Below are 15,979 nucleotides of genomic sequence, written 5' to 3'. Positions count from 1 at the left end.
CTCTGCTCCTTGCGCCACTATCGTGCTAATCCAGCTTGCCCACCCCGCCTAATGACTCAATGGGTTAATCGCGAAATACGCGCACGCCCAGCGCTTTAAGATAAGCGGTTTCTGGAATGGCCGGGTGAATGGGGTGGTCTGGCCCTTGATGGCCCTGGAAGATCACCTGCCCATGGCGATCCTGATGACGTACCGCGCCTCGCACGACATCTACCAAGCGATCTTCCCCCAGGTGCATGGAGCACGACGCTGAAAGCAACAGGCCATCGCGGCCCAGCAAACGCATCGCTTCGCGATTTAAGCGCGCATAGGCCCGCTCGCCATTAGGAATATCCTTACGCTTCTTGATAAACGCCGGCGGATCCAGAACCACCACGTCGAACTGTTCGCCGTCGGCTTTCAGTGCTGCCAAAGCTTCAAAGGCATCGCCTTCGCCAATGGCGACCTGCTCTTGTACACCGTTAAGCTCAGCATTTCGCGCCACTTGCTCAAGCGCGGGGCCTGAAGCATCGATACACAGCACCTCAGAGGCGCCATTGGCCGCCGCCTGGACACCCCAGCCACCCACATAGCTAAAGACATCCAGCACGCGCTTGCCAGCCACCTGGCGGTTCAGCCAAGCGCGGTTCTCGCGGTGATCAAAGAACCAACCGGTTTTCTGACCGTTCAGCACCGGCACGGCAAAGCGTGTGCCGTTCTCTTCAATCAATACTTCGTCGGGCAGCGTGCCTTTCACTACGTCGACGTGAGCTTCCAGCCCTTCCTGACGACGCCCGCCGGTATCGTTACGGAACACGATGACGTCAGGTTTAACCACTTTCTCAAGCGCATCGACAATCTCATCGGCCAGCGCCTGCATGCCGGCGGTATTTAGCTGAACAACCAATACATCGCCAAAACGGTCAATCACCAGACCTGGCAGCAGGTCACCCTCACCGTGAATCAGGCGGTAAAAAGGCTTGGCATATAAACGCTGACGCAGTGACAGCGCTTGATTGAAACGGTGTACAAACAGCGAACGGTCCAGACGCATATCCGGATCACGGGACATCACGCGGCCCGCAATCAGCGAGTGCGGATTGATATACGCCACGCCCAGGACTTTACCGTTAGAGGCCTCGACCAACGCGGTTTCGCCAGCAGTGAAATTCTTAAGCGGCGTTTCTTTAATATCCACTTCGTTGGAGTAGATCCACAGATGGCCTGCTTTTAAGCGGCGATCGGCGTTTTTATTTAAGCGCAGGCGTTGAGTCACAACAGTCTCCAAAAGCGTAGACAACAGATAACAAAAGGGTAATCAGCTATCAATGCTGACAGCCAGGGCAAAACACACTGGCGCGCTGGCCAAGCGTAATACGCCGAAGCTCCCTACCGCAGCGTAAGCAGGGTTGCCCCTGGCGCCCATAAACATTTAACCGCTGAGCAAAATAACCAGGCTCACCCTGGCCGCTCACAAAATCGCGCAGCGTGGTACCACCTTGAGTGATAGCCGCCGCCAATACTTCTTTCACAGCCGCCGCCAACTGCTCATAGCGGGCAAGAGAAATACGCCCGGCTGCACGACGTGGGTCAATACCGGCCATGAACAGCGCTTCAGTGGCGTAAATATTCCCCGCGCCCACCACGACCCGGTTATCCATTAAAAAGGGTTTTACCGCCACGCGCTTGTTACGCGAAAGCGCATATAGCCACTGGCCATTAAAGGCCTCATCAAACGGCTCAGGCCCAAGGTGGACAAGGCGCCGGTCTGCCGTCCCATCGCCTAACTGCCAATCCACAAAACCAAAGCGACGTGGGTCATGATAGCGCAACACATAGCCGTCTGCGGTGACCACATCGACATGATCATGCTTTTTGGGGATATCCCCCACTTGGGCAATGCGCAAACTGCCCGACATTCCCAGGTGCCACAGCAACGTTGCATCGTTTGGCGACTGCTTTACAGGGATTTGCAGGTATTTGGCACGCCGCGTCAGGGTGCCGATGCGCGCACCGACCAAACGCTCAGCCAAATCGTCAGGCACCGGAACACGCAAGCGCGGCTGGCGAACACGCACCTCGGTAATTTCCTGGCCTTCCAGATAGGGAGCAATACCGCGCTTGGTAGTTTCGACTTCGGGCAGTTCGGGCATGAAGAGAACCTGATTAACGATAGGGATATCGACAGGATAGGCACTTACAAGGCAGGCAATGCGGAGCCACTATTAAGTCGCCTGCATCTGCAAACCCCATGTATGCAAAAACCCGGCACGGGCCGGGTTTTTCAACAGGCGCTCGCCTGCAGTGGAAGCCGATCATCATCGCTTACGCGATTACTTGATCTTGGCTTCCTTGTAGATAACGTGCTTACGGACAACCGGGTCGTATTTCTTGAATTCGAACTTATCCGGCGTGTTCCGCTTGTTCTTATCAGTGGTGTAGAAGTGGCCTGTACCGGCACTGGACACCAGCTTGATCTTATCGCGCATGGTTTTACTCTCCCAAAAATGCTGTCTTAGATGGCGTCGCCGCGCTTACGGATATCAGCCAGAACCGTCTCGATACCTTTCTTGTCGATGATGCGCATGCCCTTGGAGGAAACACGCAGCTTGACGAAGCGGTTTTCGGCTTCAACCCAAAAACGATGGGAGTGCAGGTTCGGCAAGAAACGACGACGTGTCTTACGCTGGGAGTGTGAAACGTTATTACCAGTTACCGGACGCTTGCCGGTAACCTGACATACTTTGGACATGAGAGCCTCCAACCGCTTGGCCAGGATATAAGCCTGAGTGTTCAAAACTGTCGGGCAAACCGGAAGAGAGGGAGTCGACGCCGTTAACCGTCTAGCTGTACCCAAATCCGTTATTCAACCCAAGTTTAAAGGTGGCACTTTATACCAGAGCACCGGACCACCGGCAAGCAAAACCGTCTAAAAAGGCGTAAAAAAGCCACTTTTTAGGTATTTTACCTAGACAGCTGACATTAAATGCCTGCCCTCTATCTACTGCCTATAGCCAGCCGCGCTCAGCAAAAGAGACCACGTCTCCATCTCCCACCACGAAATGATCCAAGACGCGTACGTCAAAGAGGCCAAGGGCCTCTTTTAAGCGTTCGGTGATACGACGGTCAGCATCGCTTGGCTCAGCCACACCGGAGGGGTGATTGTGGGCCAGGATAACGGCGCCAGCGCTAAGTTCTAATGCGCGCTTGGCAACTTCGCGGGGGTAAACGGAGGCGCTGTCTAGGGTACCGCGAAACAGGGATTCATAGCGAATAATTCGGTGCTGCGTGTCTAAAAAAATTACCGCGAACTCCTCATGCCCCAAATGGCGCAGTTGAGAGCTCAGGTAATGACGCACCAGTTCAGGCGATGTCAGCGCGTTGCCACGTGCCAATTGGCTGGCTAAATGGCGCTTTGAAATCTCAAGCGTGGCCTGCAGCTGGGCAAACTTGGCACTCCCCAGACCGTGCGCCGCGCAAAAGCTTGCCTGGTCCGCTTCCAGCAGCGGACGCAGGCCGCCAAATGCGGTGAGCAGATCACGCGCCAAATCAACCGCCGAGCGCCCCTGCACGCCCACGCGCAAAAAAATCGCCAGCAACTCTGCATCAGAAAGCGTCTGCGCGCCCATGGTTAATAGCTTTTCTCGTGGCCGCTCACCCTCCGGCCAATGATTTATCCCCATCCCCTACCTCCTCACCCCAAAGACATGCACGTAAAAAGCTCAGTAAACCTGGCTTACGCATTATTTGTAGCAACATGCCAAATTAGCAAGACGAATGGTATGGTAAGCCTCTTTAAGAACGCGCATATGGGCCCTTTACCATGGTTTCTGCCTCTGTTACTCCAACGACGCTCTCAACGTTTGCAGGTAAACGCATTCTGTTGGGCATTAGTGCAGGCATAGCGGCTTACAAAAGCGCGCTGATCGTGCGGCTGCTTAAACAAGCCGGTTGTGAAGTGCGTGTGGTAATGACCAGTGGTGCTCAGGCGTTTATTACGCCACTGACACTACAGGCGTTATCCGGCGAGCCGGTGCGCACGTCTCTGCTTGACCCGGAAGCGGAAGCCGGGATGGGGCATATTGAGCTCGCCCGCTGGGCGGATATTATCCTGATCGCTCCCGCAACGGCGGACCTGATGGCGCGACTGGTCCACGGCATGGCGGATGATTTACTCACCACGCTGTGCCTGGCCAGTGAAGCCCCCAGGCTGATCGCCCCGGCCATGAACCAGGCCATGTGGCGCCACCCGGCGACGCAACGCAATGTAGCGCAACTGCACGCTGATGGCTGGCAACTTATCGGCCCCGCGGCGGGCGACCAGGCATGTGGCGATGTAGGTCCAGGGCGTATGAGCGAGCCTGATGCTATCTTTGAGGTTGTTGCACGCCTCTTTTCAGGTGCCCCCCAGGCAGGCAACGCCCCTCATGTAGTCATTACCGCAGGCCCTACCCGTGAAGCGCTTGATCCCGTGCGTTACCTATCCAATCACAGCTCAGGTAAAATGGGCTACGCCTTGGCGGCGGCGGCGGTAGCGCAGGGCGCTACGGTTACTCTGATTAGCGGGCCTGTGGCTCTACCAACGCCCAACGGCGTTACGCGTATTGACGTTGAATCGGCCGAGCAAATGCATCAAGAAGCCATGCACCGGGCGCCTGAGGCGGCATTATTTATTGGCTGCGCGGCAGTGGCTGATTACCGTTCGGCATCGCCTGCCGAGCACAAGCTTAAAAAGCAGGAAGATAGCGATACGTTCACGCTTACACTGATCAAAAATCCTGACATCATTGCCGATGTGGCCGCGCTGCCTACCGAACAACGCCCCTTGGTCGTAGGGTTTGCCGCAGAAACACAGCAGCTGGAGCATTACGCCCACGATAAGCTTAACCGCAAGGGGCTTAATATGATTGTCGCCAATGACGTCTCTCAAGCGGGCCTGGGCTTTGGCAGCAATGAGAATGCCGCGCTGCTGCTCTGGCGCACAGCGCAAGGCACCGAGCAGCGTTTGGAATCCCCTCAGCCAAAAACTCAGCTTGCGCAGGTCATTGTTCGTCAAGCGCTAGCGCTGCTCTAGCCCTTAGCACCTGTTTTTAAAGCTGTTTTCAATATCCTTTTTACTATCGTTTTTTTAAATGTTGGAGTTCTACATGACCACCCGTCCCCGCCTGCAGTGCAAAGTGCTTGATGAGCGCTTACACGACCACATGCCGCACTACGCCACTGATGGCGCTGCGGGCATGGACCTGCGGGCGCTGCTCGACGAACCGCTAACGCTCAATCCTGGCGAATGCCAACTCGTACGAACGGGTCTTGCCATCTATATTGAAGACCCAAGCCTTGCTGGCATGATTCTTCCCCGCTCGGGCCTGGGCCATAAACACGGCATTGTATTGGGCAATCTGGTAGGTCTAATCGATTCAGACTACCAGGGTGAGCTGATGATTTCGGTGTGGAACCGTGGCCAAAGCGCTTTTACACTGTCGCCCTTTGAGCGGCTAGCCCAGTATGTTCTCGTGCCGGTGGTGCAAGCAGAGCTCTCTATTGTTGATGCCTTTACCGACTCCACCCGAGGCGGCGGCGGATTTGGCAGCACTGGCCGTCATTAATACGGGGCGGCATTAATACTGTCCGTCATTAACAAGGCTCGGGCGAACGTTACGCACTGACAGGAGTAGCCAATGGATGTACCTGCTTCGATTTTTCGTGCCTATGATATCCGTGGCATTGTCGATAACACGCTGAGCGAATCCACCGCAGAGTGGATTGGCCGTGCGATTGGTTCAGAAGCGGCCGCCCGGGGTGAGCAGTGTGTCATCGTTGCCAGAGACGGTCGTTTATCCGGCGAGCGCCTGCAAGCCGCCCTGATTCGAGGCTTAACAGCCGCTGGGCGCGACGTTATTGATATCGGCATGGTGCCCACGCCTGTCCTCTACTTTGCCACCCACGTGATGCCTGAGAGCTGCTCAGGCGTCATGGTGACCGGCAGCCATAACCCGCCCGACTACAATGGCTTCAAAATTGTCCTGGCAGGTGAAACATTATCAGGCGACGCTATTGCCGCGCTGTATGACCGCATTCACACCCATGATCTCACCAGCGGCCAAGGCAGCGTTCATCAATACGACATCCGGCACGCGTACCTTACCCGTATTTTGGAAGATGTTAGCGTCAAGCGTCCTATCAAAGCCGTTGTAGACTGCGGTAACGGCGTCGCCGGTGAGCTAGGACCCGAGCTAATCAAGCAGTTGGGGGTTGAAACAACGGTCTTGTTTGGTGAGATTGACGGCCATTTTCCTAACCACCACCCTGACCCCGGCAAGCCTGAAAACCTGCAAGACCTGATCAAGAGTGTTCAGACAACCGGCGCGGATATCGGGCTTGCCTTTGACGGTGATGGCGACCGAGTTGCCGTTGTTACACCGCGCGGCCGCATCATCTACTCTGACCACCTCCTGATGGCCTTTGCGACCGACATGCTTTCGCGTAACCCAAGCGCCAGGGTGGTCTATGATATTAAATGTACGGGTAACCTTGCCCGAGTCATTAGCGAAGCGGGCGGCGAGCCAGAAATGTGGCGTACCGGCCATTCGCTGATTAAAGCGCGCATGAAGGCAACCAACGCTCTGCTGGGCGGGGAAATGAGCGGCCATATTTTCTTCAAAGAGCGCTGGTATGGTTTTGATGACGGCCTTTATTCCGCCGCGCGCCTGCTGGAAATTCTAGCGCTTTATAACGAAGATGCAGACGCCTTTTTTGACCGCTTTCCTCAAGATCCAAGCACGCCAGAAATTAATATAATCGTTAGTGATGACGAAAAATTTGGCCTGATCGAGGCACTTGCCCGTGAAGGTGACTTCGGCGAAGGTATTAAAACCACGTTGGATGGCATTCGCGTTGATTACCCCGATGGCTGGGGCTTATGTCGCGCATCCAACACGACACCTGCCTTGGTGATGCGCTTTGAAGGGAAAAATGCCGTGGCACTAATGCGTATACGGGAATGTTTTGTCAACGCGTTAGCTCGTGTGGCACCGGCACTCAAAATTCCCGAGATGCCAGCTTAACCGCGCACTCGTGATATGCAGCACGATAACAATATTCATTAGCCACGTATCATCTGGATAAAAGAAAACAGCAAGCAAGGGACAACACGATGAATTCAGCCAGTCGCGACCCGCAGGTCGTTGTGGAGGTGCTTTCCGAAGCACTCCCCTATATTCAGCAGTTCTCCGGCAAAACCGTTGTGGTCAAGTACGGCGGCAATGCGATGACTGAAGACACGCTCATCAACTCTTTCGCACGTGATATCGTGCTAATGAAAGAAGTTGGCATTAATCCCGTAGTGGTTCATGGCGGCGGTCCGCAAATTGGCAGCCTGCTTGAAAAGCTTAATATCGAATCGCGCTTTGTGAACGGGATGCGTGTGACCGATTCCCAGACCATGGACGTGGTTGAAATGGTACTGGGCGGACTGGTGAACAAAAGCATCGTCAACCTGATTAACCAAAGCGGAGGCAAGGCAATAGGCCTAACGGGGAAGGATGGCGCACAAATTCGTGCTCGCCAGCTCAAGGTCGAGCACCAAAGCCCCGAAATGACCGTTCCGGAAATTATCGATATTGGGCATGTGGGAGAAGTCGAGTTCATTTCAACAGACCTGATCGAAATGCTCGCTGCCCGCGACTTCATTCCAGTGATCGCGCCCATCGGCGTTGACGATGAAGGCCATAGTTACAACATTAACGCCGACCTGGTGGCGGGTAAATTAGCCGAGGCATTAAACGCTGAAAAGCTAATGCTACTGACCAACGTCGCCGGACTCATGGATGCGGAAGGCAAGGTATTAACCGGGCTAAGCACGCTTCAAGTGGATGCCCTGATTGCCGACGGCACCATTTATGGCGGCATGCTGCCCAAAATACGCTGTGCGCTTGATGCCGTTAAAAATGGCGTTAACAGTGCGCATATTATCGACGGTCGTGTTCCCCATGCAGTGTTGTTGGAGATTTTCACCAACGCTGGCGTAGGTACGCTTATTACCGACGCGAGCTAACTGCAACGGAGGGCTAACGTCATGAGTGACGACCGTAAACCTCGCCGTCGCGAGCAGATTCTTCAAGCACTCGCGTTAATGCTGGAAGAAGATAGTGGAAAGCGTATTACCACGGCCGCCCTTGCACGCCAGGTCGGCGTTTCCGAGGCGGCACTGTACCGCCACTTTCCCAGCAAAGCGCGAATGTTTGAGGGCTTAATCGACTTTATTGAAGAGAGCATTTTTGCGCGCATTACGCGTATTTTAGAAGAGGTGCCCGACGCCATCCCCCGCTGCGGCACTATCCTGGCGCTACTACTGGGCTTTGCCGAAAAGAACCCAGGACTTGCCCGAGTGATGGGCGGCGATGTATTGACCGGCGAAACAGCCCGCCTGCGCCAGCGAGTTCATCAGCTATTTGAGCGTTTGGAGCTACAGCTCAAGCAGATTATCCGTGAGGCCGAACTGCGCGAAGGACGCCGCGCCAGCATTCCGGCCTCAGCGGCCGCTAACCTGCTCGCCGCCCAGGCGGAAGGACGCATTTCTCAATACGTGCGCAGCGACTTTAAACGCCTGCCCACTGAGTACTGGGAAGATCAGTGGACGCTTCTATCAAGGCAGTTACTGCTCGAAGCGCCACAACCCGCCTAAGAGTATCAAGTTGGTCAACAGGGACGTTGGCTCATTCTTTGTTAACATGCTCTCTCCCCTGCCACAGGAAGGCACTTTTGAATATTACCCACCTTGAGCACACGATTATCGCGCTGATCTTTCAAGGCTTGCTATGGCCGTTTGTTGGCCGCTGGGTGGCGGGCTCTTTGGTGGCGGCCATCTTTTTAGGCCGTGAGGTAGCCCAGCATGAATATGTGGGTGGCGGGCCCAACGAGGTGTGGTACCTCTATGGTTTATTCAACCACTGGACGTTGGACTCGTTTTTGGACGTTGCAGCGCCCGCAGCAGCCTGCTGCTTTATCGCGTTAATACTGCCTGGCGGCGGGCTGTGGAAATATGTCAGAGCACGGCGTTAAAAAACCACTTCATACGCATAAAACAGCCATAAAAAAACCGGCGCTCTAATTGATAGAGGCCGGTTTTTGGCTATGAACAGCTAACTACGTAGACTTACGCCGCGATAGCATCGCCCATCTTTTGGCGCAGCTTTTTCATCGCGTTTTTCTCGAGCTGGCGAATACGTTCAGCGCTAACGCCGTACACATCGGCCAAATCATGCAGGGTCGCTTTATTATCGGTCAGCCAGCGGCGCTGCAAAATGTCCCGCGAACGCTCATCCAGACCTTTTAAAGCAAGCTGCAGACGGCGCGTTGAGTCTTCCTCAAAATCACTGTCTTCAAGCTTGGTCGCCGGGTCAGCAGAGGCGTCATCCAAAAAGTAAGCGGGCGCCTGATACGTGCTCTCTTCGTCATCGCTCGGTGAAGCATCATAGCCTGCATCATAAGCGGAAAGGCGGCCTTCCATATCCCGCACGACTTCCGGCTTAACGTCGAGGTCTTTAGCGATGGCATCTACTTCATCGTTGTTCAACCAGGCAAGGCGCTTCTTGGCGCTGCGCAGGTTAAAGAACAGCTTACGCTGAGCTTTCGTCGTGGCGATTTTAACAATCCGCCAGTTACGCAGTACAAATTCGTGTATCTCAGCCTTGATCCAATGAACCGCAAACGATACCAGGCGTACACCCTGGTTAGGATCAAAACGCTTTACGGCTTTCATCAAGCCGACATTACCTTCCTGAATCAAGTCTGCCTGGGGCAACCCATAGCCTGAATAACTGCGAGCAATATGCACAACAAAGCGTAAGTGTGAGAGAACCAAGCGGCGCGCAGCCTCTAGATCAGCTTCATCATAAAGACGAAAAGCAAGCTCGCGCTCTTCCTCAACACTCAGCACCGAAATGCCGTTAACCGCTCGAATGTAGCCGCCCAAGTCGTGACCTGGAGAAAGCTGTCCCACCGGTAGAAGACTAGTGCTCATGTGCAGGTGGTCTCCCTTATCATCTATCGTGATTGACGTACGTCTTTGAAATTACGTCCGTACGCCTCAATTAACAATTAAGACCTTGCCTAAGCGGCAAAGTTCACTTGTTTCTGCTGCCTGTTTTGCCGAAATGTGCCATCGATTTACTTCATCAACCAGCGCTACTCAACCGCCAGATTGCGTTGGTGCTAACGACTTGCGATGGCACTAGCCAGAGTAATAAAACATTATTACCGTTCGCAGACAGCGCCACACACGCTTAGCGGGGGCGGATACTGGAAAGATGACGGGTCACTGCCAGCCAAGCGCCCAACCAACCTAATAGTGTACTGCAGGATAGCAAAATTGTAGAGCCTGTGATATCCAGCTGCGGCAACGAGAAGCTTGCACCATAGCTAGCCGCTAACGCGGCGACCGGCAGCGACAGCCAGTGATTCCCCAAGCCCAGCAAACCCAGCGACAATATACCGCCCCCAAGACCATACCACGCCCCGCTGTATAAAAACGGGCGACGTACAAAAGCGTGCGTGGCACCAATCAGCATGACCACCTCGATTTCGCGGCGTCGGCTTTCAACGGCCAAACGAATCGTATTACCGACCACCAAGAGCACCCCTAACCCAAACAGCAGACCTAGCGCTAACGCAACGCGTCGGCCAAGTGCAGCCAAATGGCGTAAGCGCTCCACCCAGGCCAAATCCACCCGAACCTCATCAACGCCTGTCAGAGAGGCTAACGTAACAGACAGTTGCTCCATGGATGCCAGCTCCACGCTTTGTGGACGCACCACGATGCTCGCGGGAAGCGGATTAGCATCCAGCCCCGCCAACGCATCGTCCAGCCCCAGCGACTCTTGAAACTCGACCATGCCCTGCTCGGCACTGATCAAGCGCGTCTCTAGCACCGCCTGCTCAGCGCTTACCGCCTCATCAATCCGCGCCGCTTGAGCCGGGTCAACGGTGGTTTCTAAGTACACCGTGAGGGTTGCGCTCTCATCCAGCTCGGCATCCAGCAATCGAGCACTATCCAGCGTCAGCCATAGCGCAGCCGGAAGCACGAGGGCAATGGCAATCGCGAGCATTGTCAGCAGACTGCCGACTGGGTGGCGCAACAGCCGATAAAAGCTGTCCCAACTCATCGCCCGATGGTGGCGCCCCCAGGCACGTAAACGGCTTGAAAAACGCGTTTGCTGCGAATTGGCTCCGCGCCGTTTGGGAGGTGGGGCTTCCTGACGCTGGGTAGATACTTTGCGCCCCGCTTTCGGTGCAGCGCCTTTTGCGCGACGCGGTGTTGCCGATGGTTTCATACTGCGCCCTCATCAGCCACTAAGCGCCCATCACGCAAGCGCAAAATACGGTGGCGCAAGCGAGCAATCAGCGCGAGGTCGTGACTTGCGATCATTACCGTGGTACCGATGCGATTGAAGTCTTCAAAAAGCGCCATGATATCGGCGGAAAGCTGGGGGTCCAGGTTACCGGTTGGCTCATCGGCCAGGAGAAGCGCGGGCTTATTAACCACCGCTCGGGCAATGCCGACCCGCTGCTGCTCACCACCGGAAAGCTCAACGGGCAGGGCCTTCTCACGGTGTAAAAGCCCCACTTTATCGAGCGCGGCGCGCACACGGCGCGCCGACTCCCGCGGCTCAATGCCTTGAATATCCAACGGCAGCGAGACGTTATGAAACACGCTTCTATCAAACAGCAGTTGGTGATCCTGAAACACCACCCCAATCTGGCGCCGATAAAAAGGCACTTGGCTTGCATGAAGCTGGGCAATATCGTGCCCCGCCACGATCACACGACCACGGCTAGGCTTTTCAAGCCGCATAATCAGGCGCAGCAAAGAGCTTTTACCCGCGCCCGAGTGGCCGGTCAAAAACACCATTTCACCACGGGCCACACGAAAGTCCAGATGCGCCAGGGCTTCAAAGCGCCCTCCATAACGCTTGCCGACATGCTCAAAAGCGATCATGCGCTGGCATCGTCCTCTTGGCGGTCAAACAGTGCGCTAACGAAGTCGTCTGCCTCGAAGGGGCGTAAATCGTCCAGCCCTTCGCCTACGCCGATAAAGCGGATGGGCGTCTCAAGCTGTTTGGCCAAGGCAAAAATAATTCCCCCTTTGGCCGTACCGTCCAGCTTGGTTAGCGTAATCCCCGTGATGGGCACAGCTTCGTGGAATGTGCTCGCCTGCGCAATCGCGTTTTGCCCCGTGCCTGCATCCAGCACCAGCATCACTTCATGCGGCGCTGTGCTATCCAGCTTTTGCATCACACGATGGACCTTCTTTAACTCTTCCATCAGATGGCTTTTATTGTGCAAGCGACCTGCCGTATCGGCAATAAGGATATCTACGCCGCGCGCTTTAGCGGCGGCGACTGCATCATAAATGACCGAAGCGCTATCGGCGCCAGTATGTTGAGCGATGACCGGTACGCTATTGCGCTCTCCCCACACCTTAAGCTGCTCAACCGCCGCCGCCCGGAAGGTATCCCCTGCGGCCAGCATGACGCTTTTTCCCTCGCGCTGAAAACGCTGGGTCAGCTTGCCGATCGTCGTGGTTTTACCCACGCCGTTCACCCCTACTACCAAAATCACAAAGGGGCCGTCCGTTTGCTTACTCAAATCAAGCGGCGTTGCCACCTGCCCAAGCATGGCAGCCAGCTCTTCCTGAAGCGCACGATAAAGCGCCTCAGGGTTATTCAACTCTTTACGCGAGACGCGTGCTTCAAGGCGTCCAATAATCTCGCTGGTCGCTTCAATCCCCACATCCGCCATCAGCAGCTGGGTTTCCAGATCCTCTAAAAGCTCATCATCAATCTGCTTTTTTCCCAAAAACAGATCGGCGATGCCGTCGGTTAAGTTAGCGCGCGTTTTGCCCAGCCCTGATTTAATTCGCGCAAACCAGCCCTTCTTCTCGCCAGGCTTTTCTTGAAGTGCAGGCTTCTGCTCGGGCTGGATCTCAGGCTGAACGTCAGGCTCAGCCGGTTCCGGGTCAACTTCAGGCTCAGGAACCGGGCTAGTGTCGGGCTCACGCGCTGGCTTAATTTCGGGTTCAGGCGGTTCCGGCTTAACCTCGGGAGGCACAGGCGCTGGCTCAACGTCAGGCTCAGGCGGTTCCGGCTTAACCTCAGATGGTGCAGGTGCGGGCTCAACCTCAACTTCAGGCTCAGGCGGTTCTGGCTTAATTTCAGGAGGCGCAGGGGCTGGCTCAACGTCAGGTTCAGGCTCTGTCACCGGCGCGACATTTTCAACGTCGGCTAGCGGTTCCTGCGGCGGCTCGTCAAGCTGCGTATCATCATTGAGTTCCTGCGGGCGTTGCTCTTGCGGCTCCTGTTGGGAGTCGTGCTTTTTCTTACGTTTGAAAAAACCAAACATGGGAGTCATCCGACTTAAAAGGTGAACATTGTGACCATCCTACCACCGCCAACCAAGACTTTGGATAAGTAGCCCGCTACAATCCCCGATATGACACGACAACGCTCCTCTCGCCCATCCGCTTCCAAAGGCACGCCCACCCGGCAGCCTGGCAAGCTTCGTATTATCGGTGGTGACTTTCGCCGCCGCCAGCTACCTGTGCTTGACCGGCCCGGCTTACGGCCAACGCCAGACAGAGTACGTGAAACGCTGTTTAACTGGCTGGGGCAGCAGCTCTATGGCCAACATGTGCTGGACCTGTTCGCGGGCACCGGCGCACTGGGTATTGAAGCGCTTTCGCGCGGTGCCGCTCACGTTGACTTTATCGAGCGTGACAACAGCATAGCCGCCTATATTACCCAAAACCTGGCCACGCTTGGCGCAACCCGAGGCCAAGTCACTGCGTGCGATGCAAACACGTTCTTGAGCCAGCCGCCTCGCCCTTATCACCTGGTATTTCTTGACCCACCCTTTCACCAGGGGCTTGCTACGAGCTGCTGCAACGCACTGGAGACCCTTGGCTGGCTCGCGCCCGACGCCATGATTTACCTGGAAACCGAACGCTCACTAGACCCAATGCCTCCCACTAACTGGCAGTTGCACCGCGAAACCCAAGCGGGTGAAAGTACTGCCCGACTTTATCAACGCCAGACCCCGTAAACAGCGCTTGCCGATGACGCCTACGAGCGTTACGCTCGCCTGATTCAACCTGTTGGCACGCCTGTTGTTTGTTTTTATAACCTGGAGGTTTACATGAGCCTGGAACTGTTCAATCAGCTTGAGCAAAAAGTCACCGATACGGTGGAAGCGTTGGAAATGATGAAGCTGGAAAATGAAGAGCTGCGCGACGAAAACACCAAACTCAAGCAAGAGCGCGAAGAGTGGGAACGCCGCTTGAACAGCTTACTCAGCAAGTTTGAAGGGATCGCTAGCTAAACGTACGCGACATTAGCAGTGCGTCTTCACGCCCGGCGGCACCCTGTACTGCCGGGTAGTAGCCTTTACGCTGCCCATCCACCTTGAAATCAAAACGCTGATAAAGGCTAATCGCGGCCTTATTGCTCGCCCGCACCTCCAGTAGTAAACGCTCACTTTTCCACTCAGTTGCTTTTAACATCACTGCTTGCATTAACGCATGGCCCAGCCCCAAATGGCGGTGAGCAGGCATTACGCCAATAGCTTGAAGCTCAGCATCAAAGGGTAAGCGCGCCACCAGTGCATAGCCAGCCAGCGTATTTTCCTGAAAACAGCCCATTACGCAGGCATCCGTATCGGTTAATGCCGCGTGAAGTTGACGCTCATTCGCTCCACTTTGGGCCTGCGCCTCAAGGCTTACTAACCGTAGGCCATCACTTTCCTGAAGTTCAGCGATCATTTTCGGGATCTTTAAGCGTTTTCCACTGTTGACCTAATGCGTATAGCTCGGGCCACAGCGCACGCTTGGCAGCGCTATCTTTAAAGAGATGTTCAAGCGCGACACCCTGCCATACCGGCAGTTCCAGCGTATCGCTACGTGCTTGCTGAATATTCAAGACGCTAATGATATCAGCAGTGCTATCGTCATCGGGTTGCCCACCCCACCAGAGTACGCGCTCAAGCGCCCAGCCCTGCCGACTAGCGCAGCCTGACATAAACGCAGAGAGCCCTTCTCTGGCTTCTTCCAGAGGGTCTTCTGCAGAGGTATTGGCCATTAACGGCCACTTAAACAGCGTGGTGCTGGACAACACATCCGGCGCAATACCGACGGCATGCCAGATATTAGCAAGCAGACGCTGTGCCTGGGGCGTTATTTCACCAGGATGCAAGCTCAACCATCGCTGCCCTATACACACGCAGGAAAGCGAAAACTGCAGCGGTTTAGCCGAAGCCGCAGGCATCGACCCCACTGATTCAACGGGCACTGATTCACCGGACGCTGACGCAGCAGACACTGGTTCAACAGAGATGTCCGTGGGCGCTTTATCCGCTGGCGCCTGGCCGAGCAAAGCACGTACCGAAGAAGGCGCTGACGCAGACGAGTTAACGCCCGGTGCTTTGGGCTCGCTACGCGGGGCAGGCGCGTCATCAAGCAGCGCCTGAAGACGCTCACGCGGGGGTGTTTTTTCCGGCGGCGTTTCATCCCACTCGCAGGCTTCGGTCGGCAGCGCATTGGGCAGTTGATAGCGCGATGCCCAAGCGGTAATGCCCATGGCATCCAGGTAGTGGCGCCGGGTAACCTCTGGTGTCACTGGCCACCGCCACGACAGTTGGGTGAGTCAGGGCGTTCGCCGCCGCGCGCCTGCCATTCAACCGGCGTATAAAGATGCAGCGCTAGCGCGTGCACCGGGCCAGAAAGCTCATCGGCCAGCAGCGCGTAGATTTTCTGGTGACGCTTCACCGGCATCAGACCATCAAAAATGTCGCTAACCAGCGTTACCTTGAAGTGGGTTTCGGAGTTGGCGGGCACGTTATGCATGTGGCTTTCGTTCTCCACGCGCACGACTTCCGGCGCTAGCGCCGCTAACTTCTGTTCGATCTGTGCTTGCACCGTCATTAATGCTCTCCTCGATGTTCAACATTTTTA

At 55.4% G+C, this 15,979-nt stretch carries 20 protein-coding genes; 8 read left to right on the top strand and 12 right to left on the bottom strand.

All coding sequences use genetic code 11. The features are described from left to right. Positions 1 to 64 precede the first annotated feature (64 nt). From ACT3R4_RS04775 to radC, 5 genes are all read right to left on the bottom strand, one after another. Positions 65 to 1,255, bottom strand: coding sequence for a class I SAM-dependent rRNA methyltransferase (locus tag ACT3R4_RS04775; protein ID WP_172118506.1), 1,191 nt, complete (start codon positions 1,253 to 1,255; stop codon positions 65 to 67). 49 nt (positions 1,256 to 1,304) lie between these two features. After that, positions 1,305 to 2,132, bottom strand: a complete 828-nt coding sequence (gene mutM / locus ACT3R4_RS04770; RefSeq protein ID WP_172118507.1) for a bifunctional DNA-formamidopyrimidine glycosylase/DNA-(apurinic or apyrimidinic site) lyase — start codon at positions 2,130 to 2,132, stop codon at positions 1,305 to 1,307. 180 nt (positions 2,133 to 2,312) lie between these two features. After that, positions 2,313 to 2,468: a 50S ribosomal protein L33 gene (rpmG, locus tag ACT3R4_RS04765; RefSeq protein ID WP_009098622.1), complete on the bottom strand. Its 156-nt coding sequence runs from the start codon at positions 2,466 to 2,468 to the stop codon at positions 2,313 to 2,315. A 26-nt stretch (positions 2,469 to 2,494) separates the two neighbouring features. Then, entirely contained in the window at positions 2,495 to 2,731 is a 237-nt protein-coding gene (gene rpmB / locus ACT3R4_RS04760; RefSeq protein ID WP_172118508.1) for a 50S ribosomal protein L28, read from the bottom strand. 256 nt (positions 2,732 to 2,987) lie between these two features. Continuing rightward, the gene (gene radC / locus ACT3R4_RS04755; RefSeq protein ID WP_172118509.1) at positions 2,988 to 3,662 is read right to left on the bottom strand and encodes a RadC family protein; all 675 of its coding nucleotides are present in this window, start codon (positions 3,660 to 3,662) and stop codon (positions 2,988 to 2,990) included. 140 nt (positions 3,663 to 3,802) lie between these two features. On the opposite strand from radC, the gene coaBC reads away from it, so the two are divergent. From coaBC to ACT3R4_RS04725, 6 genes are all read left to right on the top strand, one after another. Next, positions 3,803 to 5,053: a bifunctional phosphopantothenoylcysteine decarboxylase/phosphopantothenate--cysteine ligase CoaBC gene (gene coaBC / locus ACT3R4_RS04750; protein ID WP_441677848.1), complete on the top strand. Its 1,251-nt coding sequence runs from the start codon at positions 3,803 to 3,805 to the stop codon at positions 5,051 to 5,053. A gap of 73 nt (positions 5,054 to 5,126) precedes the next feature. Then, positions 5,127 to 5,585, top strand: a complete 459-nt coding sequence (dut, locus tag ACT3R4_RS04745; protein WP_172118511.1) for a dUTP diphosphatase — start codon at positions 5,127 to 5,129, stop codon at positions 5,583 to 5,585. A gap of 72 nt (positions 5,586 to 5,657) precedes the next feature. Continuing rightward, positions 5,658 to 7,043, top strand: coding sequence for a phosphomannomutase/phosphoglucomutase (locus ACT3R4_RS04740; protein WP_172118512.1), 1,386 nt, complete (start codon positions 5,658 to 5,660; stop codon positions 7,041 to 7,043). Positions 7,044 to 7,132: 89 nt separating this feature from the next. Beyond that, the gene (gene argB / locus ACT3R4_RS04735) at positions 7,133 to 8,032 is read left to right on the top strand and encodes an acetylglutamate kinase (protein ID WP_172118513.1); all 900 of its coding nucleotides are present in this window, start codon (positions 7,133 to 7,135) and stop codon (positions 8,030 to 8,032) included. Positions 8,033 to 8,053: 21 nt separating this feature from the next. Further along, positions 8,054 to 8,662, top strand: a complete 609-nt coding sequence (slmA, locus tag ACT3R4_RS04730) for a nucleoid occlusion factor SlmA (RefSeq protein WP_087110043.1) — start codon at positions 8,054 to 8,056, stop codon at positions 8,660 to 8,662. 77 nt (positions 8,663 to 8,739) lie between these two features. Beyond that, entirely contained in the window at positions 8,740 to 9,039 is a 300-nt protein-coding gene (locus ACT3R4_RS04725) for a hypothetical protein (protein ID WP_441677845.1), read from the top strand. Between the two features lie 94 nt (positions 9,040 to 9,133). On the opposite strand, the gene rpoH is transcribed toward ACT3R4_RS04725, so the two are convergent. From rpoH to ftsY, 4 genes are all read right to left on the bottom strand, one after another. Beyond that, entirely contained in the window at positions 9,134 to 10,000 is an 867-nt protein-coding gene (gene rpoH / locus ACT3R4_RS04720; RefSeq protein WP_087110047.1) for an RNA polymerase sigma factor RpoH, read from the bottom strand. Positions 10,001 to 10,262: 262 nt separating this feature from the next. Then, positions 10,263 to 11,309, bottom strand: coding sequence for a permease-like cell division protein FtsX (gene ftsX, locus ACT3R4_RS04715; RefSeq protein WP_192527204.1), 1,047 nt, complete (start codon positions 11,307 to 11,309; stop codon positions 10,263 to 10,265). Beyond that, complete coding sequence (ftsE, locus tag ACT3R4_RS04710; protein ID WP_087110053.1) at positions 11,306 to 11,974, bottom strand: cell division ATP-binding protein FtsE; 669 nt, start codon at positions 11,972 to 11,974, stop codon at positions 11,306 to 11,308. Before ftsE ends, ftsX begins: the two co-directional genes overlap by 4 nt. Further along, on the bottom strand, positions 11,971 to 13,377 hold the full coding sequence (ftsY, locus tag ACT3R4_RS04705) for a signal recognition particle-docking protein FtsY (RefSeq protein ID WP_441677843.1): 1,407 nt from the start codon (positions 13,375 to 13,377) through the stop codon (positions 11,971 to 11,973). Before ftsY ends, ftsE begins: the two co-directional genes overlap by 4 nt. Before the next feature lie 90 nt (positions 13,378 to 13,467). Here ftsY and rsmD point away from each other — a divergent pair, with 90 nt between their 5' ends. Both rsmD and zapB read left to right on the top strand, forming a co-directional pair. After that, complete coding sequence (rsmD, locus tag ACT3R4_RS04700) at positions 13,468 to 14,076, top strand: 16S rRNA (guanine(966)-N(2))-methyltransferase RsmD (RefSeq protein WP_192527206.1); 609 nt, start codon at positions 13,468 to 13,470, stop codon at positions 14,074 to 14,076. 93 nt (positions 14,077 to 14,169) lie between these two features. Then, entirely contained in the window at positions 14,170 to 14,352 is a 183-nt protein-coding gene (gene zapB, locus ACT3R4_RS04695; RefSeq protein ID WP_087110059.1) for a cell division protein ZapB, read from the top strand. Here zapB and rimI read toward each other — a convergent pair. Genes rimI through ACT3R4_RS04680 form a run of 3 tightly spaced genes read right to left on the bottom strand, consistent with a single transcriptional unit; the run spans position 14,345 to position 15,949 of the window. Further along, complete coding sequence (gene rimI / locus ACT3R4_RS04690; RefSeq protein WP_441677841.1) at positions 14,345 to 14,791, bottom strand: ribosomal protein S18-alanine N-acetyltransferase; 447 nt, start codon at positions 14,789 to 14,791, stop codon at positions 14,345 to 14,347. The genes zapB and rimI overlap by 8 nt on opposite strands. Further along, on the bottom strand, positions 14,781 to 15,644 hold the full coding sequence (locus tag ACT3R4_RS04685; protein ID WP_441677839.1) for a hypothetical protein: 864 nt from the start codon (positions 15,642 to 15,644) through the stop codon (positions 14,781 to 14,783). The genes rimI and ACT3R4_RS04685 overlap by 11 nt, the downstream gene beginning before the upstream one ends. Beyond that, on the bottom strand, positions 15,641 to 15,949 hold the full coding sequence (locus tag ACT3R4_RS04680) for a BolA family protein (protein ID WP_441677837.1): 309 nt from the start codon (positions 15,947 to 15,949) through the stop codon (positions 15,641 to 15,643). Before ACT3R4_RS04680 ends, ACT3R4_RS04685 begins: the two co-directional genes overlap by 4 nt. Positions 15,950 to 15,979 lie beyond the last annotated feature (30 nt).

Origin of the sequence: Halomonas sp. AOP7-E1-9 (genome assembly GCF_052376035.1) — a bacterium.
GTDB classification, from domain to species: domain Bacteria; phylum Pseudomonadota; class Gammaproteobacteria; order Pseudomonadales; family Halomonadaceae; genus Vreelandella; species Vreelandella citrativorans.
This window is presented reverse-complemented; position numbering and strand designations above follow the sequence as displayed.